The sequence below is a fragment of the Streptomyces sp. NPDC003720 genome (assembly GCF_042875075.1).
In the GTDB taxonomy this organism is placed as follows: domain Bacteria; phylum Actinomycetota; class Actinomycetes; order Streptomycetales; family Streptomycetaceae; genus Streptomyces.
On sequence record NZ_JBIANZ010000004.1, the window covers coordinates 389,969 to 411,820 of the forward strand.

General features: G+C 70.4%; 21 protein-coding genes and 1 tRNA gene. 11 read left to right on the forward strand and 11 right to left on the reverse strand.

The window, feature by feature from the left end; all coding sequences use genetic code 11:
* Positions 1 to 19 precede the first annotated feature (19 nt).
* The 3 genes from ACFYU0_RS13540 to ACFYU0_RS13550 form a co-directional block, all read right to left on the reverse strand.
* Entirely contained in the window at positions 20 to 223 is a 204-nt protein-coding gene (locus ACFYU0_RS13540) for a cold-shock protein (protein ID WP_007383480.1), read from the reverse strand.
* Between the two features lie 230 nt (positions 224 to 453).
* Positions 454 to 792, reverse strand: coding sequence for a MerR family transcriptional regulator (locus ACFYU0_RS13545; RefSeq protein ID WP_389300554.1), 339 nt, complete (start codon positions 790 to 792; stop codon positions 454 to 456).
* Between the two features lie 217 nt (positions 793 to 1,009).
* Entirely contained in the window at positions 1,010 to 1,360 is a 351-nt protein-coding gene (locus ACFYU0_RS13550) for a MerR family transcriptional regulator (RefSeq protein WP_351672544.1), read from the reverse strand.
* Between the two features lie 557 nt (positions 1,361 to 1,917).
* On the opposite strand from ACFYU0_RS13550, the gene ACFYU0_RS13555 reads away from it, so the two are divergent.
* On the forward strand, positions 1,918 to 2,289 hold the full coding sequence (locus tag ACFYU0_RS13555; protein WP_389300557.1) for a hypothetical protein: 372 nt from the start codon (positions 1,918 to 1,920) through the stop codon (positions 2,287 to 2,289).
* A 79-nt stretch (positions 2,290 to 2,368) separates the two neighbouring features.
* Here the strand turns inward: ACFYU0_RS13555 and ACFYU0_RS13560 are convergent.
* Positions 2,369 to 2,442, reverse strand: a tRNA-Gly gene (locus ACFYU0_RS13560).
* A gap of 522 nt (positions 2,443 to 2,964) precedes the next feature.
* Here ACFYU0_RS13560 and dcd point away from each other — a divergent pair.
* Positions 2,965 to 3,540, forward strand: coding sequence for a dCTP deaminase (gene dcd / locus ACFYU0_RS13565; protein ID WP_351672548.1), 576 nt, complete (start codon positions 2,965 to 2,967; stop codon positions 3,538 to 3,540).
* Between the two features lie 10 nt (positions 3,541 to 3,550).
* Complete coding sequence (locus ACFYU0_RS13570) at positions 3,551 to 4,060, forward strand: phosphoribosyltransferase (RefSeq protein ID WP_351672550.1); 510 nt, start codon at positions 3,551 to 3,553, stop codon at positions 4,058 to 4,060.
* Between the two features lie 70 nt (positions 4,061 to 4,130).
* Here the strand turns inward: ACFYU0_RS13570 and ACFYU0_RS13575 are convergent, their stop codons facing one another.
* The 5 genes from ACFYU0_RS13575 to ACFYU0_RS13595 all read right to left on the reverse strand — a co-directional run bounded on the left by ACFYU0_RS13575 (position 4,131) and on the right by ACFYU0_RS13595 (position 11,441).
* Positions 4,131 to 4,565, reverse strand: coding sequence for a hypothetical protein (locus tag ACFYU0_RS13575; protein WP_389300562.1), 435 nt, complete (start codon positions 4,563 to 4,565; stop codon positions 4,131 to 4,133).
* A 405-nt stretch (positions 4,566 to 4,970) separates the two neighbouring features.
* Positions 4,971 to 5,996, reverse strand: a complete 1,026-nt coding sequence (locus tag ACFYU0_RS13580; RefSeq protein WP_389300565.1) for a Yip1 family protein — start codon at positions 5,994 to 5,996, stop codon at positions 4,971 to 4,973.
* Between the two features lie 24 nt (positions 5,997 to 6,020).
* Positions 6,021 to 7,496 (reverse strand): VCBS repeat-containing protein, encoded by a 1,476-nt coding sequence (locus ACFYU0_RS13585; protein ID WP_389300568.1) that lies wholly within the window; start codon positions 7,494 to 7,496, stop codon positions 6,021 to 6,023.
* Between the two features lie 194 nt (positions 7,497 to 7,690).
* Positions 7,691 to 8,980, reverse strand: a complete 1,290-nt coding sequence (locus ACFYU0_RS13590) for an FG-GAP repeat domain-containing protein (RefSeq protein ID WP_389300571.1) — start codon at positions 8,978 to 8,980, stop codon at positions 7,691 to 7,693.
* A gap of 178 nt (positions 8,981 to 9,158) precedes the next feature.
* Positions 9,159 to 11,441 carry a (Fe-S)-binding protein gene (locus tag ACFYU0_RS13595; protein WP_351673276.1) on the reverse strand — a complete coding sequence of 761 codons (2,283 nt, stop codon included), beginning with the start codon at positions 11,439 to 11,441 and terminating at the stop codon, positions 9,159 to 9,161.
* Positions 11,442 to 11,634: 193 nt separating this feature from the next.
* On the opposite strand from ACFYU0_RS13595, the gene ACFYU0_RS13600 reads away from it, so the two are divergent.
* The 7 genes from ACFYU0_RS13600 (at position 11,635) to ACFYU0_RS13630 (ending at position 19,558) form a co-directional block, all read left to right on the forward strand.
* Positions 11,635 to 12,654, forward strand: a complete 1,020-nt coding sequence (locus ACFYU0_RS13600; RefSeq protein WP_351673274.1) for an MraY family glycosyltransferase — start codon at positions 11,635 to 11,637, stop codon at positions 12,652 to 12,654.
* Between the two features lie 94 nt (positions 12,655 to 12,748).
* Positions 12,749 to 14,587 carry a molecular chaperone DnaK gene (gene dnaK, locus ACFYU0_RS13605; protein WP_351673272.1) on the forward strand — a complete coding sequence of 613 codons (1,839 nt, stop codon included), beginning with the start codon at positions 12,749 to 12,751 and terminating at the stop codon, positions 14,585 to 14,587.
* Positions 14,584 to 15,249 carry a nucleotide exchange factor GrpE gene (gene grpE, locus ACFYU0_RS13610; protein WP_351673270.1) on the forward strand — a complete coding sequence of 222 codons (666 nt, stop codon included), beginning with the start codon at positions 14,584 to 14,586 and terminating at the stop codon, positions 15,247 to 15,249. Before dnaK ends, grpE begins: the two co-directional genes overlap by 4 nt.
* Before the next feature lie 36 nt (positions 15,250 to 15,285).
* A complete protein-coding gene (gene dnaJ, locus ACFYU0_RS13615) occupies positions 15,286 to 16,455 on the forward strand; it encodes a molecular chaperone DnaJ (protein ID WP_351673268.1) in 1,170 nt (389 codons plus the stop codon).
* A gap of 7 nt (positions 16,456 to 16,462) precedes the next feature.
* A complete protein-coding gene (locus tag ACFYU0_RS13620; RefSeq protein ID WP_389300578.1) occupies positions 16,463 to 16,921 on the forward strand; it encodes a heat shock protein transcriptional repressor HspR in 459 nt (152 codons plus the stop codon).
* Positions 16,922 to 17,230: 309 nt separating this feature from the next.
* The gene (locus ACFYU0_RS13625) at positions 17,231 to 18,337 is read left to right on the forward strand and encodes a substrate-binding domain-containing protein (RefSeq protein ID WP_351673264.1); all 1,107 of its coding nucleotides are present in this window, start codon (positions 17,231 to 17,233) and stop codon (positions 18,335 to 18,337) included.
* A gap of 171 nt (positions 18,338 to 18,508) precedes the next feature.
* Positions 18,509 to 19,558 (forward strand): helix-turn-helix transcriptional regulator, encoded by a 1,050-nt coding sequence (locus ACFYU0_RS13630; RefSeq protein ID WP_351673262.1) that lies wholly within the window; start codon positions 18,509 to 18,511, stop codon positions 19,556 to 19,558.
* A 19-nt stretch (positions 19,559 to 19,577) separates the two neighbouring features.
* Here ACFYU0_RS13630 and ACFYU0_RS13635 read toward each other — a convergent pair whose 3' ends face one another.
* Positions 19,578 to 20,540, reverse strand: coding sequence for a helix-turn-helix transcriptional regulator (locus ACFYU0_RS13635; protein WP_351673284.1), 963 nt, complete (start codon positions 20,538 to 20,540; stop codon positions 19,578 to 19,580).
* A gap of 375 nt (positions 20,541 to 20,915) precedes the next feature.
* On the opposite strand from ACFYU0_RS13635, the gene ACFYU0_RS13640 reads away from it, so the two are divergent.
* The gene (locus ACFYU0_RS13640; RefSeq protein ID WP_351673260.1) at positions 20,916 to 21,251 is read left to right on the forward strand and encodes a hypothetical protein; all 336 of its coding nucleotides are present in this window, start codon (positions 20,916 to 20,918) and stop codon (positions 21,249 to 21,251) included.
* A gap of 144 nt (positions 21,252 to 21,395) precedes the next feature.
* Here ACFYU0_RS13640 and ACFYU0_RS13645 read toward each other — a convergent pair whose 3' ends face one another.
* Positions 21,396 to 21,809, reverse strand: a complete 414-nt coding sequence (locus tag ACFYU0_RS13645) for a TIGR03618 family F420-dependent PPOX class oxidoreductase (protein WP_351673258.1) — start codon at positions 21,807 to 21,809, stop codon at positions 21,396 to 21,398.
* Positions 21,810 to 21,852 lie beyond the last annotated feature (43 nt).

Consider the following 21,852-nt stretch of genomic DNA (forward strand, 5'->3'; position numbering starts at 1 on the left):
CGACGATCTCGCGTCAGCGTCAGGCGGGAACGATGTTCTCCGCCTGCGGGCCCTTCTGGCCCTGCGTGACGTCGAAGGTCACCTTCTGGCCTTCCTGAAGCTCGCGGAAGCCGCTGGTGGCGATGTTCGAGTAGTGGGCGAACACGTCGGCGCCGCCACCGTCCTGCTCGATGAAGCCGAAGCCCTTTTCCGCGTTGAACCACTTCACGGTGCCAGATGCCATATTGAATCTCCCTTGAGGGGCAGTGCCGGATCCGCACTTTACGGAACCGAGTGGCCGCGATGATCACCCCTCCGGAAAGATCCGGAAAGCCGTGCAAAGAAAAAATCTCTGGCAATCAGAACTGCAACCGGTAGCAAGCTAACACAGGTCGCGGCCGCGGCGACTGAGCATTTTCCGGAGCGTCGGGTAATTCTCGTCCCGCCGTGCCCGGTAATTCTGTACCAGCGGGACTAGGTATTCGTGCCGCGCCCGTCCAGCTTCCGGCGCATGTCCCGGTTCAGCCGGAGGGCGTCGTCGAGCTGGTCCTCCAGGGACACGATGCGGCAGGCGGCCTCGACGGGAGTGCCCTGCCCGACCAGCTCACGGGCCCGGGCGGCGGCGCGCAGCTGGCGGCGGGAGTAGCGGCGGTGACCGCCCACCGAGCGCAGCGGGGTGATGAGCCCGGCCTCGCCGACGGCCCGGAGGAAGGCGGGCGTGGTCCCGAGGACGTCCGCGGCCCGCCCCATGGTGTAGGCGGGATAGTCGTCGTCGTCGAGGTTGCCGGCGACGGGGGCGTTATCGGCGGGCATGGCACCTTCGTCTCGGGGCGCGGAGGGCGGTCCGGGCGCGGGGCACCGGTGCGGCGCGGACTCGGCGCTCCGCCGCCTCGCACGGCGACCCTGGCGTCGGGAGGCACGCACTTGTGGCCTCACCGCTGCAGATTTCCGCGCGGGCCCGTGCCGGCCGCACCGGACGTGGCGGTCGGCGGGGTGGGGCCGGACGGCGGACACGGCCCCGGACGCCCGTTCAGCCGGTGCGGGAGCCGCGGCCGGCCGCCGGGTCGCCGGCGGCACGCCGGTACTCGGCGTTGATGCGCTGTGCTTCCTCGAGCTGGTCCTCCAGGATGACGATGCGGCACGCCGCGTCGATCGGAGTCCCCTTGTCGACGAGTTCGCGGGCCCGCGCGGCGATCCGCAGCTGGTAGCGGGAGTACCGGCGATGGCCCCCCTCCGAGCGGAGCGGAGTGATCAGACGAGCCTCCCCGATGGCCCGGAGGAAGGCCGGGGTGGTGCCGAGCATCTCGGCCGCCCGGCCCATTGTGTACGCGGGGTAGTCGTCGTCGTCCAGACGATCGTTCAAGGGGTTGTCCGATGTCATGTCACCTCGATGTGCAACGCGTCGAGGGGCCCTGGTGCCGTACGGCACCAGGGCCCCGAAGGAAATTGAACACCATCTGTCGGCCCTACTGCTGTGCCGACCTTCTGTTTCCGCTACCCGGCCCGGCAGGGCGGAGCGGGGATCGCAGCTGCGTGACCGGGGACCACCATCCATTCCGGGGTCTTGCGGTACCCGGACCGAGTGCTCCTCGGACCGGGCGATCCTGATGGCGTCTGCTCCTCCGTTCCTCTCTCGGACCAACCACTGAACTCACTGGCGTCGAGGTCAGCCAACGGCTCTGACCTGCGTACTCCGTCTTCTTCCACCCGCCCGTTCGCGTCTGGCGGGCCTTCTTCGACCTTGCCTACGTGAAGAAGCATACCCGGGGTGTCACCGAATATCTACTCCGGAGAGAGCAGGTTTCACTCGTTCGGAGGAGGAGGCTTCTGTCGCGGCCGGTCTTCGCCGGTGGGAGCGGGGGTGCTTCCCGCCGTGCGCAACTGAGGGGGGCCCACGGGTGGTTCGGATACGCGCGGGGCCGCATAGGCTCTGTTGCCATGTCGAACCCCGATGATCTGCTCGTCGCCATCGCCGCCGCGGTCGAGGCCGAGCGAAGCAATCAGATGTCGCTGACCGTGGTCGTCGGCGGCGCCGTCCTCACCGGCCGGCTGGCCCCTGAGGTCGTATGGAGGGAGCGGGTGGCGGAGGTCCTCAGGGACTCGGACCGTCTGGGCCCGTTCGCGGACGTCTTCCGCCGCCCGCGAGGCGACCGGTCCGATCGCGGCGGGACCCCCACCCATCTGCACTTCCACCTCGCCCGGATTCTGCAGGGAAGCCTCGGCATCCCGGAGACGGGCGGCATGTACCGGGTCGCGATCGAGGACGTCGGCGCCTGGACCGTGGGGGACTTCAGCTACGTCGACCGGTGACACCGCCGCGGCTGAGAGCGCCCCGGCCCCGCCCCGGAACAGCAGAAAGGCCCGGGTCTTCCGACCTGGGCCTTCTTCGTGGAGCGGGTGACGAGAATCGAACTCGCGCTCTCAGCTTGGGAAGCTGATGTTCTACCATTAAACTACACCCGCGTGATCACGGGCCGACCGCTTCCGCGGAGTCGATGCCCGAACGCTCGCTCACTGTACCCCATCGTGGACCCCCGGTGCCCGGACCCGGGGGTCCACGTGCGCCCGGGGCATGGGATACCGCTGCGGGGGAACGGAGTTGGGGCGTACCGTGGCGGGGTGGGAGAGGGGCCGGGCGAGGCCGGAGTGCCGCCTGGAGAGTCGTCTCTTTGATCCCGTAATGTGGCTTTCGTCGCCGGAGCAGCAGGGCGACGAGGCTCTTGGGGAAGGGACTTGAGGGATTTGATGGATCGCACCGTCGTTCGTTGCGCGGACGGACACGTCTTCAGCGCCACGTCGTTCCCGATGCAGAAGGCCGAGCGGCTGGGGCCCGGCCGGCTCGTGCGGTGTCCGCGGTGTGCCCGGCTCCGCAGCGTGGTGCCGGTCGCCCTGGAGAGGCGGTAACCGGACCGACCGCACACGGACACAGGCGCGCGGACCCGTCACGATTGTCGGGGCTCCGCGCGCCTTGCGTATCCTCGGGGCGTGCTTCTCTCAGACAAGGACATCCGGGCCGAGATCGACGCCGGGCGGGTACGGATCGATCCCTATGACGAAACAATGGTGCAGCCGTCGAGCATCGACGTCCGGCTGGACCGGTACTTCCGGGTGTTCGAGAACCACCGGTACCCGCACATCGACCCCTCGATCGAGCAGGCCGATCTGACCCGGCTGGTCGAGCCCGAGGGCGACGAGCCGTTCATCCTGCACCCCGGTGAGTTCGTGCTCGCGTCGACGTACGAGGTGATCACGCTTCCCGACGATCTCGCCTCGCGACTCGAGGGGAAGAGCTCCCTCGGCCGGCTCGGGCTCGTCACGCACTCCACCGCCGGGTTCATCGACCCGGGGTTCAGCGGGCACGTGACCCTGGAGCTGTCCAACCTCGCCACCCTGCCGATCAAGCTCTGGCCCGGCATGAAGATCGGCCAGCTCTGCATGTTCCGGCTGACCTCGCCGGCCGAGCACCCGTACGGCAGCGAGCGCTACGGCTCCCGGTACCAGGGGCAGCGCGGGCCGACCGCCTCGCGGTCCTTCCTGAACTTCCATCGGACCCAGGTGTGAGGGCGGCCGCATGACGCAGGCACGTGAGAATTTGACCTACGAGCGGTTCGGCACCGCGGTCCGCGAGCTGGCGCAGACCATCGCGGACGACGGGTACGAGCCCGACGTCGTGCTGAGCATCGCGCGGGGCGGGGTGTTCGTGGCGGGCGGCCTGGCCTACGCCCTCGACTGCAAGAACATCCACCTGGTCAACGTCGAGTTCTACACCGGCGTCGGCACCACGCTCGAGATGCCCGTCATGCTCGCGCCCGTGCCGAACCTGATCGACTTCTCCGACAAGAAGGTGCTGATCACCGACGACGTCGCGGACACCGGCAAGACGCTCAAGCTGGTGCGCGACTTCTGCCTCGACACCGTCGCCGAGGTGCGCTCCGCGGTGATCTACGAGAAGTCCCACTCCCTGGTGAAGTGCGAGTACGTCTGGAAGCGCACCGAGGACTGGATCAACTTCCCGTGGTCCGTGCTGCCTCCGGTCCGCAGGGCCGGGGTGCCGGTCACACCGTCCAAGGACGCCCTCTAGGACACGCGAACGGTCCGGCGCCCGGAGACTCGTGCCGCAGGGCGCCGGACGTGCCGTCAGCGCGCCGTCGTCACTGCCCGGCCGCCTGCTGCTGTTGCTGCTGCTGGGTGCAGTTGATGACCGTGTTCTCGCCGTCCTTCGTGACCGTCTTCAGGACCTTGGCGGACTTGGTGGTCTTCGTCGCCTTGGCCGCCTTGGACGCCTTGGCGGACTTCAGCGCCTTGGCGGCGGCGGGGTCCGCAGCGGCCTGCTGCTGTTGCTGCTGCTGGTTGCAGATGACGGTGATGGTGCCCGCGCCGTCGTCCTTGGCGGCCCGCAGGGCCCTGGTGGCCATGTCGCCCGTGCGGACCTGGTCCATCGAGGGGTAGGCGACCTTCAGGAGCGTCATCTTGTCCAGCAGCGGAAGGGCGTCCCCGACACCGTGCGCCTGGGCGCCGCCCGCGCTGAAGAGGACCGCGGCCGTAACAGCGGCGCTGATCGCGGCACATCGTTTGGCGAACTTCACTCGACCAACCTTTCGTCGTCCCTGGAGCCGAATTCCTGGCTTCGGTGGACAGAATGGTCACGACGGGCTGCGAAGGATCACTGGGCACGCTGCGGCGCCTTTCTTTTCCCCCGTACAGCCTCACCGGGGAAATCCGCCGAATCCCGCGCGAAAGGCCCCCGGCGGGTCAGCGCGCGGGGGCCTTTCGGGGAGGACGGGCCGGGCTAGGCCGTGTCCGCAAAGTCGCGTCTGCGTCGCGACGCCCGGCACGCACTCTCGCCGCACCGGCCGAAAGCCCGAGTACACCCAGTACGAGGGCATCCGGCCGGCACTCCCCCAGCCTTCGGCCGGGGGGACCCCCAGAGCACGCACCGGACGCCGCGACGCCCGCCCTGCGGGCGAACGACGCGACTTTGCGGACACGACCTAGAACGTGCCCAGCTTCACGATCGACAGCAGCGCGATGAGCTGGATGGCCGACGCGGCCAGCGCCTTCGGCCAGGGCAGGTCGTGCGAGCGGGACACCATCAAGGTGAGCAGCGCGCCCGCGCCGATCCACGTGGCCCAGCCGAGCACCTGGACGAAGCCCGCGTCGCCGCCGAAGAACATGGCGAAGACCAGGCGGGGCGCGTCCGTGAGGGACGTGATCAGCATGGAGAGGCCGACCGTGGGCTGCCAGGCGCCGTCGCCGCCGAGCTGGCGGGCCAGGGTGTGGGTGACCACGCCCAGGACGAAGGCGCTCAGCACCATCGCCACGGCGGTGACCAGGACGATCGGGATCGCGTTGGACAGCGTCGCGTCGATCACGTCCGCGCGGGCCCCGTCGAAGCCGAAGACGGCGAGCAGGCCGTAGAGGAACGTGACGATGAGCGCCGGGGCCCACATCGTGTAGTCCCGCATGCGCAGGAAGGTCTGGTTCGGGGCGAACACGACGCCCTTCAGCAGTTCCTTCCAGTGCAGGGGCGGCCCGATCGGCCCGGACGGCGCGGCCGTGCCGGCGTGGTAGGTCGAGCCCTGGGTGTAGCCGGCGGCCTCGTCGACCGAGAACGCCTGGGTGTGGCCCGGGTTGTTCGCCGCGTACGGGTCGTACCCGCCGGGGCCGGCGCCCGGGTGGCCGCCGTCGCCGAAGTACTCCGGGCCGTCGCCGGCCGGCCCCGGGTACCCGTACGGCTGTCCCTGCTGCGGGTACGGCGGCTGCTGCGCCGCCGGGTAACCGTACGAGGGGCCCGCGGGCCGTCCGTGCGACGGTCCCTGACGTCCCTGCGAGGGCCCGCCGGGCCGCCCCTGTCCGTACGACGGGCCCTGCGGCGCCTGCTGTCCTTGGGGGGTGCGGTTGTCGCGGCCCCCACGTCCGCTCCTGAATCCAGCCACGTCATCGAACGTACCTGGTCCCGGAGACCGGCGTGCCGGACCCGGGCGTCCGGGCCCGGCTTTGCGGCCGACCTGTGACATCCCCTAAGGGGCCGTCAGGGTCGGTCAGTCGGCGAAGTTGGCGCCGAAGAACGGCGCTCCGGTGGTCGAGACGCCCGAGGTGCTCGGGGAGATGGCGCGGGAGCCGGTCGTGGTGATCTTCGTGCCGTCGGAGGGCAGGTAGGTCACCGCGCCGTTGTCGTCGTTCTCCCGGGATCCCACGATCAGGTCGGCCCGGTTGTCGCCGGTGACGTCGTCGAGCTTGACGTCCTGCCCGAAGTAGTCGTCGTCCTCGTCGCTGCCGGGCACGCCCGCCGTGGACTGGGCGAAGGACTGGGCGCCGGAGGTGGTGTCCAGGCCGTCCGGGGTGCCGTAGAGGACGGTGACCGTGCCCGTGTTGGCGGCGCTGCCGATGTTCTCGCCGGCCACCCCGATCGCGAGGTCGAGGAAGCCGTCGCCGTTGACGTCGCCGAGGTCGAGCTCGTACCCGAAGAAGTCGTTGCCCTCGGCGGTGCCGGGGACGTTGCCCGTGTCCTGGGTGATGCCGTGGGCGTCGGAGGGGCCGCCGTCCGAGCCGTACGTCACCCAGACCTTGCCGCCCTTGCCCGAGTCCGGGATGGCGGTGCCGTCCGACGTGGTGGGGTTCCAGTAGGCGCCGCTGACGATGTCCCCGTAGTGGTCGCCGTTGATGTCGCCGATCGCGGTGATCACGCCGGGCTTGAGCGGCATGGCCTCGGACATGTGCAGTCCGTCGGTCCCGCCCGGGATGTAGTAGTTGCGGTTCCAGCCGTCGGCGGTGCCGCTCTCGAAGCCGTCGACCACCAGGTCGGTCTCCCCGCTGTTGTCGATGTCGCCGGCGGTGAGGTTGAGCGGGCCGTTCGCGTCGGTGCCCATGATCGGGGGCTTGACCGTGTACTTGCCGCCGGGGGTGCCGGAGGAGTTGAAGCCGCCCTTGAGGACGTAGACGGTGGCGGTGGAGCTGCCGACGGCCAGGTCGGCCCGGCCGTCGCCGTCGAAGTCGCCTGCGGCGAGGTTCTTGCCCCAGTAGTCGTGCGCGGAGGGTGCGGGGTCCGCGACCGAGACGCCCTTGCCGGTGATCCCGGAGACGGAGCCCCACAGGATGACGACGCCGCCGCCGTCGGTGTCGCTGCCGACGTCCTCGCCGGGGGTGCCGACGGCCAGGTCGTCGTAGCCGTCGTCGTTGAAGTCCGCGTACGCGGTCTCGGCGCCGAAGTGGTCGCCGGTCTCGGCGGAGCCCGGGTTGCCGGCGGTGTTCTGGCTGATCGTGGAGCGCTTGGCGGACGAGACGCCGTCGCTCTTGGAGCCGTAGAGCACGACGAGCTGGCCGGCGCCCTTCTTGCCGCTGACGTACGCGCCGTCGGCGGAGAAGGCCGTGTCGCCGATCCCGTCGTTGTTGAAGTCGGCCTGCGGGACGACGGTGGAGTCCGCGGCCGTCGCGGTCACGGCCGAGAACGTGAGCAGCCCGCCCGTCAGAGCGGCGGCGGTGGCCGTCGCGAGGGCGAGTCGCAGAGGCTTGTGCATGCGGTTTCTCCTGCTGCATGCGGGGGATGCCTGGCGGGCATCCGCAGTCGATGGGGTGCGGACCGTCCGGGTTCGCCGTGGGTTGTCCCGCGGTTCACGGAGCGTTCGGCGCAGAGGAGACCTGCCTCGGTGCGCAAGGGTTGTACGTGAGCCCGGACACTTTCCGGGGCCGGCGGGAACCGAGCCCGCCCGGATCACATCGCCAGGAACGCCGAGGTGGAGAAGGTCACCGCGGGCCGGCCGTCGAGCAGGTGCTTCGCCGAACCCCGGTACACGGCGACGGTGTCCTTCGTGCCGCCCAGCTGCGTGCGCACCACCAGGTCGGCCCGCCCGTCCCCGTCGAAGTCGCCGGCCGTGAGGACCCGGGTGGCGCCGGGCCCGGGCGGCGCCACCGTGACCGCGCCCTTCCCGGACAGGCCGGCCGTCCCCGCCCGCAGGACGCGCAGCCGGGAGCCGCTGGAGACGAGTTCGTCGCGGCCGTCGCCGTCGAAGTCGGCGGCGGCCGGCATCGAGCCGGATACGGGGAGGGCCGCCCGGGTCGCGGGGGCCGGGAGGTCGTAGCGCAGGGACGTTTCGGCGGTGCCGCCGACCGCCGCGTCGAGCGCCCTGCCGCGGCCGAAGCGGCCGAGGGCCACGTCGACGCCGGCGGGCAGGAGGGTACCGGTGCGGGCGGGGCCGGCCGGGCCGCCGAGCACGACCGCGGCCGTGCCGGCGCCCTCCGTGGCGCGGACCACCAGGTCGTCGGCGCCGTCGCCGTCGACGTCGGCCGCCGGCCCGGCGGGCACCTCACCCGGGGCGGCGAGCGGCGCGCCGGCCGTGCGCGGGGCGCCGGTGCGGCTGAACGGGCCGCGCAGGTACGACAGCCGGCTGCCGGAGGCGTGCAGCACCAGGTCCTTGTGGCCGTCCCCGTCGAAGTCGCCGCACACCGGCTGGTCCGGCCAGTCGTTGCCGAAGCGGGCGCGGGCCGGGACGGTGAGCTCGACGGCGCGGCCGGACAGCCCGGCCGGGGAGCCGAACAGCACCTGCAGCGGCACCGGGGGCCGGCCCTGGCCGTCGTAGGGCGGGTCGGTGGAGACGATCAGGTCGGTGAAGCCGTCGCCGTCCAGGTCGCAGCCTTCCTCGGCGTCGAACACGGCCGGGAGCCGTCCCCCGGAGCGGGCCGCCCGCTTCCCCGGGGTGAGCAGCTGCCGAGCGCCGGGCGTGAGGCCGTGCGGGCCGCCGTAGACGACGCCGATGCCCGCGTCGTCGGCGTGGCTGTCCTCCTTGACGAGGTCGTCGAGGACGAGGTCGCGGTGGCCGTCGCCGTTGAAGTCGTCGGGGACGTCGCTGCCCGCGCCGTGCGGTACGGGAATCACGGCGGGTGCGTCGGCGATCCGGGCGGGCGTGCGCCCGGCCCCGTCGTCGCCCGGTCCGCAGGCGGTGAGGAGCAGGGTGCCGCAGACGACGGCGGCCGCGGTACCGATCCCACCTCTGCGCACACGCACCGCGCACCCCTCCCGGCTCTCGGACGACGATCTCGCAATCATGCACGCGTTCGAGAGACGGGGTAAGGGGCGGGGTGGCGGTTCGGCCGGGGAGCCGGCGGCCGCGGTGGTCCCGGACAGCACGGCGCCCCCCGGTCCGCCGTGCGGTCGGGGGGCGCCGTGGCTGTTCAGCGGGCGGTCACTTCACCGGCTCGGGCTCCGGCTCACTCTCGGTCTCCGCCTCGCCCGCCGGGTCGACCGGCGTCCTGACGGAGTCGAGCAGCAGCTGGGCGACGTCCACGACCTGGATGGACTCCTTGGCCTTGCCGTCGTTCTTCTTGCCGTTGACCGAGTCGGTCAGCATGACCAGGCAGAACGGGCAGGCGGTGGAGACGATGTCCGGGTTGAGGGAGAGGGCCTCGTCGACGCGCTCGTTGTTGATGCGCTTGCCGATCCGCTCCTCCATCCACATCCGGGCGCCGCCGGCGCCGCAGCAGAAGCCGCGCTCCTTGTGGCGGTGCATCTCCTCGTTGCGCAGGCCCGGGACCTTGCCGATGATCTCGCGCGGGGGCGTGTAGATCTTGTTGTGGCGGCCCAGGTAGCACGGGTCGTGGTAGGTGATGATGCCCTCGACCGGGGTGACGGGGATCAGCTTGCCCTCGTCCACCAGGTGCTGGAGCAGCTGGGTGTGGTGGATGACCTCGTAGTCGCCGCCGAGCTGCGGGTACTCGTTGCCGAGCGTGTTGAGGCAGTGCGGGCAGGTGGCGACGATCTTCTTCGCCGACTTCGGCTTCCTGGACTCCGCCGTGACCTTGCCGTCGTCGTCCAGCTCCTCGCCGAACGCCGTGTTCAGGGCCATGACGTTCTCCATGCCGAGCTCCTGGAACAGGGGCTCGTTGCCGAGGCGGCGGGCGGAGTCGCCGGTGCACTTCTCGTCGCCGCCCATGATCGCGAACTTCACGCCCGCGATGTGCAGCAGCTCGGCGAAGGCCTTGGTGGTCTTCTTCGCGCGGTCCTCGAGGGCGCCGGCGCAGCCGACCCAGTAGAGGTACTCGACCTCGGTGAGGTCCTCGATGTCCCTGCCGACGACCGGGACCTCGAAGTCGACCTCCTTGAGCCACTCGAGGCGCTGCTTCTTGGCCAGGCCCCAGGGGTTGCCCTTCTTCTCCAGGTTCTTGAGCATCGTGCCCGCCTCGGACGGGAACGCCGACTCGATCATGACCTGGTAGCGGCGCATGTCGACGATGTGGTCGACGTGCTCGATGTCCACGGGGCACTGCTCGACGCAGGCGCCGCAGGTGGTGCAGGACCACAGGACGTCCGGGTCGATGACGCCGTTCTCCTCGGCGGTGCCGACGAGCGGGCGCTCGGCCTCCGCGAGGGCGGCGGCGGGCACGTCCTTGAGCTGCTCCTCGGAGGCCTTCTCCTCGCCCTCCATGGTCTTGCCGCCGCCGGCCAGCAGGTACGGCGCCTTGGCGTGGGCGTGGTCCCGCAGCGACATGATCAGCAGCTTCGGGGAGAGCGGCTTGCCGGTGTTCCAGGCGGGGCACTGCGACTGGCAGCGGCCGCACTCGGTGCAGGTGGAGAAGTCCAGCAGGCCCTTCCAGGAGAACTGCTCGACCTGGGAGACGCCGAAGACGTCGTCCTCGCCCGGGTCCTCGAAGTTGATCGGCTCGCCGCCGGAGGTCATCGGGAGCAGGGCGCCGAGGGAGGTGCCGCCGTCGGCGTTGCGCTTGAACCAGATGTTCGGGAAGGCGAGGAACCGGTGCCAGGCCACACCCATGTCGGTCTTCAGGGCGACGGTGATCATCCAGATGAAGGACGTCGCGATCTTCAGGCCCGCGAAGAAGTAGGTGAGGTTCTGGAGCGTGGAGACGTCCATGCCCTCGAGCCAGTGGACGACCGGGTACGAGATGAAGAACGAGGCCTCGTAGCCGTCCACGTGGTGCTGGGCGCCCTCCAGCGCGTGCAGCATGAAGATGCAGACGCCGACGATGAGGATGACGGCCTCGACGAAGTACGCCTGGCCGAAGTTGGAGCCGGCGAAGCGGGACTTGCGGCCCGGCTTGCGCGGGTGGGTGAGCTGCCGGATGACGATCAGGGCGAGGATGCCGAGCACCGTCATCGTGCCGATGAACTCGACGAAGACGTTGTACGGCGCCCAGTCGCCGATGACCGGCAGCAGCCAGTCGGCCTGGAAGAGCTGGCCGATGGCGTTGACGATCGTCAGCAGCAGCGAGAAGAAGCCGACCGCCACGAACCAGTGCGCGACACCGACGATGCCCCAGCGGTTCATCCGGGTGTGGCCGAGGAACTCCCTGACCACGGTGACGGTGCGCCGGCCGGGCTCGTCGGTTCGGGTGCCCGCGGGCACGTTCTGGCCGAGCCGCATGAAGTTGTAGATCTGCAGGAGGGCGCGGGCGAACAGGGCCACGCCGACCACGATCAGAACCAGCGACACGATGATCGCGGCGAGTTGCATTTCGGGGCTCCTCGGGCCTGCGAGGGAAATTACTAAGCGGTAACTTATGCAGTCCGTTCGAGACTACCCGCATCTTTACTCGCACTGTAGCCAGGCGCGAGGTGATCTGGATCGCTGAGGTGTGCCTGAGCTGGATGGCAATCTGATCGTGTTATTCGTACCGAATTGCTACTTTCGCGCCTAACTTAGAGCCGTGCTCTACGGGATCGCCGCGGCCTGCGCCGCCCTCCTCCTCACCGCCGTGCTCGCGGCGCTGCTCCGGATGCCCGCGCTGCGCGCGGGAATCCTGGACCGGCGGCGGCAGCGGCCCCTCCCGGTGCTCGGGGGCGTGGCCGTCGTGGCCGTCACCTGCCTGGTCGCCTGGGCGGGGCAGTGGCTCGGGGTGGCGCCGTTCGGGGACGGGGTCGGCCGGCTGCTCGCCGCCGCCGCCGGGATCGCCTCGCTGGGACTGGTCGCCGACGTGTGGCGGCTGCGGTCCCGGGTACTGGTGACCGGCACGGCCGTCGCGGCGGCCTGCGTGGTGCCGTACGACGAGACGGGCGCCTGGGGCGGCCTGCTGGCCGTGGCCTGGATCGTCTTCGCGACGCTCGCCTTCAAGGGGCTCGACCACGCCGACGGTCTCGCCGGGACCGTGGGGGTGGTCACCGCCTTCGGGGCGGGGGTGTGCGCCGCGGCCGAGCTGATGGACGGGCTGGCCGTGCTCCTCAGCGTGTTCGCGGCGGCGCTGACCGGCTTCCTGATGCACAACTGGCATCCCGCGCGAGTGGGGCTCGGGGCCTGCGGATCGCTCTTCACGGGCTTCCTGCTGTCCTCGGCCGTCGTCTTCACGCGCGCCGGGTACGGGCTGGAGCAGAGCGCGGGCGTCGTGTTCAGCCTGAGCGCCGTGGCGGCGGCCGACTTCCTGCTGGTCGTCCTCGCCCGCCTCACCTCCCGCCGCCCGCTGCTCAGGCGGGGCCCGGACCACCTGGCGCACCGGCTGCGGCGGCTCGGGCCGACCCCGCCGGGGGCGGTGGTGCTGCTGGGCGCCGGGTCCTTCTCCTCCGTGCTCGTGGGGGTGCTCGTCCACACGGGGTGGACCGGGGAGAAGGCGGTGCTGTGGGTGGTCGGCGGGGTGGTCTTCGCCGTCCTCGTACTCCTTCGCATCCCTGTCCAGCCACCCCGTCGGACGGTGTCGACGCAGGTCAGCGCGCGGTTGCGTGTGAGGAACGGATAAGAGTTGAGTCTGACTGACTCAGGTCTGTTGACCGCACGGCCTCCCTCATGCACACTTGAGCCTGTTCCACTCAAGTCAGCTGGAGGAATCAACCATGGCACGTGCGGTCGGCATCGACCTGGGCACGACTAACTCCGTCGTCAGCGTTCTGGAGGGCGGCGAGCCCACCGTCATCACCAACGCCGAGGGTGCCAGGACCACGCCGTCCGTCGTCGCCTTCGCGAAGAACGGCGAGGTGCTCGTCGGCGAGGTGGCCAAGCGCCAGGCGGTCACGAACGTGGACCGGACCATCCGGTCCGTCAAGCGCCACATGGGCACCGACTGGAAGATCCAGCTCGACGGGAAGGACTTCAACCCGCAGCAGATCTCCGCCTTCATCCTGCAGAAGCTGAAGCGGGACGCCGAGTCGTACCTGGGCGAGAAGGTCACGGACGCGGTCATCACCGTCCCGGCCTACTTCAACGACTCCGAGCGCCAGGCGACGAAGGAGGCCGGCGAGATCGCCGGTCTGAACGTCCTGCGCATCGTCAACGAGCCCACCGCGGCGGCGCTCGCCTACGGCCTCGACAAGGACGACCAGACGATCCTCGTCTTCGACCTCGGTGGCGGCACGTTCGACGTGTCCCTCCTGGAGATCGGCGACGGCGTCGTCGAGGTGAAGGCCACCAACGGTGACAACCACCTCGGTGGTGACGACTGGGACCAGCGTGTCGTCGACTACCTGGTCAAGCAGTTCCAGTCCGGTCACGGCGTGGACCTGTCCAAGGACAAGATGGCGCTGCAGCGTCTGCGCGAGGCCGCCGAGAAGGCGAAGATCGAGCTGTCCTCGTCCACCGAGACCTCGATCAACCTGCCCTACATCACGGCGTCCGCCGAGGGCCCGCTGCACCTGGACGAGAAGCTCACCCGCGCCCAGTTCCAGCAGCTCACCGCGGACCTGCTGGAGCGCTGCAAGACGCCGTTCCACAACGTCATCAAGGACGCGGGCATCCAGCTCGGCGAGATCGACCACGTGGTCCTCGTCGGCGGCTCCACCCGCATGCCGGCCGTCGCCGAGCTCGTCAAGGAGCTGACCGGCGGCAACGAGGCCAACAAGGGCGTGAACCCGGACGAGGTCGTCGCCATCGGCGCCGCCCTCCAGGCCGGTGTCCTCAAGGGCGAGGTCAAGGACGTCCTGCTCCTCGACGTGACCCCGCTGTCCCTCGGCATCGAGACCAAGGGCGGCATCATGACGAAGCTCATCGAGCGCAACACCACGATCCCGACCAAGCGGTCCGAGATCTTCACCACGGCCGAGGACAACCAGCCGTCGGTGCAGATCCAGGTCTACCAGGGCGAGCGCGAGATCGCGGCGTACAACAAGAAGCTCGGCATGTTCGAGCTGACCGGTCTGCCGCCGGCGCCGCGTGGCGTTCCGCAGATCGAGGTCGCCTTCGACATCGACGCCAACGGCATCATGCACGTGACCGCGAAGGACCTCGGCACGGGCAAGGAGCAGAAGATGACCGTCACCGGCGGCTCCTCGCTGCCGAAGGACGAGGTCGACCGCATGCGCCAGGAGGCCGAGAAGTACGCGGAGGAGGACCACGCCCGCCGGGAGGCCGCCGAGACCCGCAACCAGGGCGAGCAGCTCGTCTACCAGACCGAGAAGTTCCTCAAGGACAACGAGGACAAGGTCCCGGGCGAGGTCAAGACCGAGGTCGAGGAGGCCGTCGCCGAGCTGAAGGAGAAGCTCAAGGGCGAGGACACCGCCGAGATCCGCACCGCCACCGAGAAGGTCGCGGCCGTCTCGCAGAAGCTGGGTCAGGCCATGTACGCCGACGCCCAGGCCGCCCAGGCCGCCGGTGGCGCGCCCGAGGGTGAGGCCAAGGCGGACGACGACGTCGTTGACGCCGAGATCGTCGACGACGAGCGCAAGGACGGTGCCGCGTGACGGAGGAGACCCCGGGCTTCGAGGAGAAGCCCGACGTCCCCTCCGGCGCCACCCCTGACGACGCCGAGCCGAAGGCCGCCCCCGAGGAGGGGGCGGCCCCGGCCGGGGACGCAACCGCAGACGCCGGTCTGGTGGCACAGCTGGACCAGGTGCGCACGGCACTGAACGAGCGCACGCTGGACCTCCAGCGCCTGCAGGCCGAGTACCAGAACTACCGCCGCCGCGTCGAACGCGACCGGGTCGCGGTCCGGGAGATCGCCGTCGCGAACCTCCTGACCGAGCTCCTGCCCGTGCTCGACGACATCGGCCGGGCACGGGAACACGGCGAACTGGTCGGCGGCTTCAAGTCGGTGGCCGAGTCGCTGGAGACCGTCGCGGCCAAGATGGGCCTGCAGCAGTTCGGCAAGGAGGGCGAGCCCTTCGACCCGACGATCCACGAGGCCCTGATGCACAGCTACGCGCCGGACGTCACCGAGACGACGTGCGTGGCCATCCTGCAGCCCGGGTACCGCATCGGCGAGCGCACCATCCGCCCCGCGCGGGTGGCCGTCGCCGAACCGCAGCCCGGCGCGCAGACCGTCAAGGCCGAGGGCGCCGAGGACGGCGGCACCGACGCGGACGCGGCCGACGACAAGGAGAACGGTGGCCCGGAGGAGGGCTGACGTAATCACCGGGGACAGGAAGGAGGGACGTCGGGGATGAGTACCAAGGACTTCATCGAGAAGGACTACTACAAGGTCCTCGGCGTCCCCAAGGACGCCACCGAGGCCGAGATCAAGAAGGCGTACCGGAAGCTCGCCCGCGAGTTCCACCCGGACGCCAACAAGGGCAACGCCAGGGCCGAGGAGCGCTTCAAGGAGATCTCCGAGGCGAACGACGTCCTCGGCGACCCGAAGAAGCGCAAGGAGTACGACGAGGCGCGCGCCCTGTTCGGCAACGGGGGCTTCCGCCCCGGGCCGGGCGCCGGCGGCGGCAACTTCAACTTCGACCTCGGCGACCTCTTCGGGGGCAACGCGCAGACCTCGGGCGGCTTCGGCGGCGGGCTCGGCGACGTCTTCGGCGGCCTGTTCAACCGCGGCGGCGCGGGCACCACGCGTACCCAGCCGCGGCGCGGCCAGGACATCGACACCGAGGTCACGCTGAGCTTCACGGAGGCCATCGAGGGCGCCACCGTGCCCTTGCGGATGTCCTCCCAGGCGCCCTGCAAGGCCTGTTCGGGCACCGGCGACAAGAACGGCACGCCGCGCGTGTGCCCGACCTGCGTCGGCACCGGGCAGGTCGCCCGGGGCTCGGGCGGCGGGTTCTCGCTCACCGACCCCTGCCCCGACTGCAAGGGCCGCGGCCTCATCGCCGAGCACCCCTGCCTGGAGTGCAAGGGCAGCGGCCGCGCCAAGTCCTCGCGCACCATGCAGGTCCGCATCCCGGCCGGCGTCACGGACGGGCAGCGGATCCGGCTGCGCGGCAAGGGGGCGCCCGGCGAGCGGGGCGGACCGGCGGGCGACCTCTACGTGGTCGTGCACGTCGGCGAGCACCCGGTGTTCGGGCGCAAGGACGACAACCTCACCGTCACCGTGCCGGTGACGTACGCCGAGGCGGCTCTCGGCGGCGAGGTGCGGGTCCCTACTCTCGGCGGCCCGGCGGTCACCCTGAAACTGCCGCCCGGCACCCCGAACGGCCGCACCATGCGCGCCCGGGGCAAGGGCGCGGTCCGCAAGGACGGCACCCGCGGCGACCTTCTGGTCACCGTCGAGGTGAGTGTCCCGAAGGACCTGTCGGGGAAGGCTCGTGACGCGCTTGAGGCGTATCGCGAGGCGACCGCGGGCGAGGACCCGCGGGCGGAGCTGTTCGAGGCCGCGAAGGGAGATTGAGCGCCCCATGGACACACCCGGCCGTCGGCGCAACCCGTACGAACTGACCGAGGAGACCCCGGTCTACGTCATCTCGGTGGCGGCCCAGCTCTCCGGACTCCATCCGCAGACGCTGCGCCAGTACGACCGTCTCGGTCTGGTCTCCCCGGACCGCACGGCCGGACGGGGCCGCCGCTACTCGGCCCGTGACATCGAACTGCTCCGCCAGGTGCAGACGTTGTCCCAGGACGAGGGCATCAACCTGGCCGGTATCAAGCGCATCATCGAACTGGAGAACCAGGTCGCCGCGCTCCAGTCCCGCGTCGCGGAGCTGCAGGGGGCACTGGACGGCGCGGCGGCCGCGATGCGGCAGCGCGAGGCCGCCGTCCACGCCTCCTACCGGCGCGACCTGGTGCCGTATCAGGAGGTGCAGCAGACCAGCGCGCTGGTGGTCTGGCGGCCCAAGCGGCAGCAGCAGGCGGACTGACCGCCCACGGGGAAACGGCACGGCGAGGGGCCGGGGACGGGCGACCGTCCCCGGCCCCTCGCACGTGTGCGGCGGGCGCGGGTTGGTTGCCGGATCTTTGCCCTCCCGTGAACTTCCTTTGCGTGGAGGGTCCGTAAAGGCTGTTTGGAGGCGATTCCGCTCCTCCTTCACAGGTGCAGCGGAGCGTGCTGTTGCGCACTCGTTAAGTAGTTCCGCTTGACGCCGGGTGGCCGCTCCGCGTTGTCTTTTCAGACACCTGGGTCGTAAAGCAGCCCCCACGTCCGGATCGCACCTGAAGTGAGCCCTCGAATGCGTCGTATCGCCATATCCGTGGCCGCGTCCACGTTGATCCTTTCGCTCGCCGGGTGCGGCGTGCTGGACGCGACGGGGGACGGTGCGAGCGCGAGCCCGACGAAGGGCGACGACGTCACCGTCGGACTGCTGCTGCCGGAGAAGGCGAACACCCGCTACGACAAGTTCGACTACCCCATCATCAAGAGCAAGGTGGCCGAACTGACCGGCAAGAAGGGCACGGTCCGGTACGCCAACGCGGACGCGGACGCCGCCCGGCAGGCCGGCCAGATGCAGACGATGATCGACGAGAAGGTCGACGTCATCCTGCTCGACGCGGTCGACTCGCACGGCATCGTCGGCGAGGTGAAGAAGGCCAAGGAGGCGGGCATCCCGGTCATCGCCTACGACCGTCTCGCCGAGGGCCCGATCGACGCCTACATCTCCTTCGACAACGAGCTGGTCGGCGAGGTGCAGGGCCGCACGCTGCTGGAGGCCCTGGGCTCGGGCGTGGACACCTCCGACAAGGTCGTCATGGTGAACGGCTCGCCCACCGACCCCAACGCCAAGCAGTTCAAGCAGGGCGCGCTGTCCGAGCTGAACGGCAAGGTGGACATCGCGAAGTCCTACGACACCACCGACTGGAAGCCGGAGATCGCCCAGGCCTACATGACCAAGGCGATCGCCGAGATCGGCAAGGACAACATCGCCGCTGTCTACGCCGCCAACGACGGCATGGCGGGCGGTGTCATCAAGGCCCTGCAGGCGGCCGGCGTCAGCAAGCTGCCCCCCATCACCGGCCAGGACGCCGAACTGGACGCGGTCCAGCGGATCGTCGCCGGCGACCAGTACATGAGCGTCTACAAGTCCTACCCGGACGAGGCCGAGGCCGCCGCCCAGATGGCCGTCACCAAGGTGCAGGGCAAGGACATCCAGTTCGACGCCCTGACCCAGGACCACGTCGACAGCCCCACCGACAAGAACATCCCGTCCCGCCTCGTCCAGGTGAGCGCGCTGACCCGGGGCAAGATCAAGGACACCGTGATCGCCGACGGGATCTACACGGTCGGCGACATCTGCACTGCCAAGTACAAGGCGGCCTGCGCGTCCATCGGCCTGAAGTAGCCCGCGTCCCGCCCGCCAGCTTGTTGCTGCGCGGCGGGCCTAAGACCCGTACGCAACGGCGCATACCGGCCGATTTCCCCGCCCGGGGCGGCCGGAGCCGTGTTGCGGAGCCGGTCCCGGCCGCGCATAGTTGCGCTGCGGAAGTGGCAGCAACCGGGGGTGGAATGGGCGATGGCCGGGCACGGGACGGAGGATCATCCTCACGGTGCCGACCGGCTGTGCGAGGCCGGGGATCGCGTGTATTCCCGGGCCGTACGCCGGGGGCGGGTGCCGCGCACGGACGCCGAGCCGGTGCCCTGTCTGCTCGAACTGGCCCTGCTGCACCCCGATCCGGACGACATGGACTGGCTGGTGCCGACCTCGCCGCAGGAGGTCATGACGCGGCTGCTGCGCGGGGTCCACGACGAGGTCAGGGAGAGCCAGCTGCGGGTGGGCTCGGCGGTCGCCGCCTTCGAGTGGTACGCGGGCCTGGGCCGGCAGCTCCAGGCGCTCACGGCGTCCGGTGAGGGCACGGCCATCCGGGTGCTGGACGGACTGTCCCGCATCCAGGCCGCGATGGACGAGGCGACCGCGGCGTGCACGGCCGAGGTGCTCACCGTGCAGCCCGGCGGCATCCGCCGCGAGGACGAGCTGACCGAGGGGCTGCACCGGGCGCTGGCCCTGCGCGGCCGGGGCGTGCGCATGCGCGACCTCTACACGCACGTGGCGCGGCACGGGCAGGGGCTGCTCAACTACCTGGAACTGATGGGCGGAGCGGTCGAGGCCCGCACCTTGGACGAGGTCATCGACCGGCTGATCCTCTTCGACCGCACGGTCGCGTTCATCCCCGCCAACTCCGAGCGCACGATGGCCCTCGAGCTGCGCCACCCGGCCCTGGTCGAGTATCTGGTGACGGTCTTCGAGCGGCTCTGGCGACTGGCGCTGCCGCTGACGGCCCCGCTGCCCGACACCGGGATCGAGGGCATCTCGCACCGTGAGCGGTCCATCGCCGCGCTGCTCGCGGAGGGCCACCAGGACGCCGTGATCGCCGAACGCCTCGGCATCAGCGTCCGTACCTGCCGCGGCCACATCGCCCGGCTCTCCGAGACGCTCGGGGCGGCCAGCCGCACGCAGTTGGGCGTCCGCCTCGCCCAGGCGGGTCTGGACCGGCCGCCGCAGGCCGCGCACGTCGCCGCGCCGGCCGTCGGCCGCTCCGGCCGGGAGGCCCGTTCCGCCCTGTGAGGCGGCCGGGTCGCGCCGGTCAGTGGCCGTTCGGCCCCGGCGCCAGGGCGTCCTTGTCCTCCAGCATTCCGGACTGGGCGATGAGGAAGCCGAGCTGGGCCCGGCTGCCGCTGCCGAGGGCCTGGGCGAGCTTGGCGATGTGGGCGCGGCAGGTGCGTACGTTCATGCCAAGGCGCCGGGCGATCGCCTCGTCGACGTGGCCCTCGACGAGGAGCTTGGCGATGGAGTGCTGGACCTCGGAGATGCCGTCGGGGGCGGTCTCGTAGGGGGCGCCGGCGCTCAGGGGGACCGCGCGGCCCCACATGAACTCGAACACCTTGATCAGGTAGCGGACCAGGCCCGGGTGGCGCAGTTCGAGGGCGACCTGCTGGTCGTCCCGGATGGGGATGAAGGCGACGGAGTCGTCGCAGACGATGAGGCGCTCCACCAGTTCGTCGATGGTCCGGTACTCCGCCTTGCCGCTGGCGAGCTGGGCCACGTAGGCCAGCTTCTCCGGGTTGTACCGCGCGGTGTGCTGGTACAGCGTGCGGATCCGGACGCCGCGTTCGATGAGCGGGCGGTCCCGTTCGAGGCCGCGCAGCAGGTTCTGTTCGGAGAGGCGGTCGCTCGGCTGTACGGTGAGCACCTCGTTCTGGCACTGCGACGTGGCGAGGTTCAGCGCCGCGTTGATGCGCTCCCCGCCCTCCAGCACCGCGATCGAGTCGGTGGCCGCGGCTATGTGGCTGTGGAGGGATATGAACGGCTCGAAGGCGTCGGCGAGCCGGATGGTCAGCCGCCTGCGGTCCGCGATCTCGCGCTCCAGGGGGCTGAGCCGCTGGGCGAGGGCGACGGGCGCGGGCAGCGGGCGCAGCCACTCCGGATCGTCCGGATCCGGGTACAGGAGGTCGAACTCCAGCAGGCAGGGGGCGGGTTCGACGTCGGCTCGCGCGATGCGCCCGGCGCGCAGGGCGGCGGCGTAGAGACGTCCACCTTCCTCACACATCTCGGTCACAGCATGGGGATGTGCGTGTTTAGTCTGATTCGTTTCCAAATCTCCACCCCCCAGGGTCCTGAACGTGCAGGAACATGATGCATTGATTATGTGGCCATGACGTGCCCGAATGAGCCATCGTCGTACTCGACGGGGGAAGAGGGGACCTTCAAGTGAGGACGAAGCCGACTATGGGCAAGAGACTGCTTCGCTCGATACTTGTCGCCGCTTTCTCTGTTGCTTTGACTGCGGGGGCGATGGGCGGCCTCGCGAGCGAGAAGGCCGACGTACGAGCGGACACGACATGGCCGGGCGCGGTCGTGAACAGCGCGCCGCTCAGGGATACCACGTGGCCGGTGCAGCCCAGGGACGGCGTGAGGAGTTGACGTGACGACCCCGCCTGACGACCGCTCCTTCCGTCGCGAGATGGCCACCGCCTACCGCTCCGGCTGGCACTTCATCGACCTGGTCACCGCCATCCCCCACAGTGGTGACTCGCTGATGGTGACCGTCTTCGGAGAGCCGGTCGTCGTCACCCGCGACGAGGACGAGGACGTACGGGCCTACCGGTGCCTGCGCAAGCCGCGCGGGGCGCCGCAGCCGGTGCGGTGCGCCATCCGCTACGGCATGATCTTCGTGAACCTGGACCAGCGGGACCACCGGCTCGCGGAGCCGGAGGACCCGGAACTCACCGCCATCTCAGCCACCCCCCGCAGTGCCTGACGCGATTCCCCCGTCGTAACAGATCGCTCAGGTGCTTCCCCCCGCAGCGGCGTCACCGTGACCTGAACACGGTGACGCCGCTGCAGTTTATGGGCAGATTCCGGGCATGGGAGCGCGGCCACACCGGCTGAAATCCGTCGGGTGTCAGCCGTGCCCGAGCGCCCGCTCGATCTCGATCTCGATCACCACCCGCCGCGGGTTCTCCGCCGGCACCCGGTGGTAGCGCTCGGCGTACCGGCGCTCCGCCTCCGCGACCCGCTCCCGGTCCTCGCGCACCCGGGCCCGGCCCTCCAGCGTGGCCCAGCGGCGGCCGTCGACCTGGCACACCGCGACCCGGGCGCCCTCGGCGCCGGCCGCGCGCACGTGGGCCGCCTTCGCGCTGCCCCCGTTCGTGATCACCCGGGCCAGCCGCGCCTCGGGGTCGTACGTCACCCCGACCGGCACCACGTGCGGACTGCCGTCCGGGCGCAGGGTGGTCAGGGTGCACAGATGCCGCTCCCGCCAGAAGGCGAGATAGGGCTCGTCGGGGGCAGCCGGGTCTACGGAGTGCTTGGCCATGGCCGAAACCTAGCCGCTGATTCCCGCGTCCGGCGCCATGTCT

What these genes read in the sequence shown, in the direction of transcription:
- ACFYU0_RS13545 (WP_389300554.1), bottom strand. Translation starts at nt 792, where the DNA reads ATGCCCGCCGATAACGCCCCCGTCGCCGGCAACCTCGACGACGACGAC.
- ACFYU0_RS13630 (WP_351673262.1), top strand. Translation starts at nt 18,509, where the DNA reads ATGGCCGGGCACGGGACGGAGGATCATCCTCACGGTGCCGACCGGCTG.
- ACFYU0_RS13625 (WP_351673264.1), top strand. Translation starts at nt 17,231, where the DNA reads ATGCGTCGTATCGCCATATCCGTGGCCGCGTCCACGTTGATCCTTTCG.
- dnaJ (WP_351673268.1), top strand. Translation starts at nt 15,286, where the DNA reads ATGAGTACCAAGGACTTCATCGAGAAGGACTACTACAAGGTCCTCGGC.
- ACFYU0_RS13620 (WP_389300578.1), top strand. Translation starts at nt 16,463, where the DNA reads ATGGACACACCCGGCCGTCGGCGCAACCCGTACGAACTGACCGAGGAG.
- ACFYU0_RS13580 (WP_389300565.1), bottom strand. Translation starts at nt 5,996, where the DNA reads ATGTCACAGGTCGGCCGCAAAGCCGGGCCCGGACGCCCGGGTCCGGCA.
- ACFYU0_RS13540 (WP_007383480.1), bottom strand. Translation starts at nt 223, where the DNA reads ATGGCATCTGGCACCGTGAAGTGGTTCAACGCGGAAAAGGGCTTCGGC.
- ACFYU0_RS13550 (WP_351672544.1), bottom strand. Translation starts at nt 1,360, where the DNA reads ATGACATCGGACAACCCCTTGAACGATCGTCTGGACGACGACGACTAC.
- ACFYU0_RS13645 (WP_351673258.1), bottom strand. Translation starts at nt 21,809, where the DNA reads ATGGCCAAGCACTCCGTAGACCCGGCTGCCCCCGACGAGCCCTATCTC.
- dnaK (WP_351673272.1), top strand. Translation starts at nt 12,749, where the DNA reads ATGGCACGTGCGGTCGGCATCGACCTGGGCACGACTAACTCCGTCGTC.
- ACFYU0_RS13635 (WP_351673284.1), bottom strand. Translation starts at nt 20,540, where the DNA reads ATGTGTGAGGAAGGTGGACGTCTCTACGCCGCCGCCCTGCGCGCCGGG.
- ACFYU0_RS13595 (WP_351673276.1), bottom strand. Translation starts at nt 11,441, where the DNA reads ATGCAACTCGCCGCGATCATCGTGTCGCTGGTTCTGATCGTGGTCGGC.
- ACFYU0_RS13570 (WP_351672550.1), top strand. Translation starts at nt 3,551, where the DNA reads ATGACGCAGGCACGTGAGAATTTGACCTACGAGCGGTTCGGCACCGCG.
- ACFYU0_RS13555 (WP_389300557.1), top strand. Translation starts at nt 1,918, where the DNA reads ATGTCGAACCCCGATGATCTGCTCGTCGCCATCGCCGCCGCGGTCGAG.
- ACFYU0_RS13585 (WP_389300568.1), bottom strand. Translation starts at nt 7,496, where the DNA reads ATGCACAAGCCTCTGCGACTCGCCCTCGCGACGGCCACCGCCGCCGCT.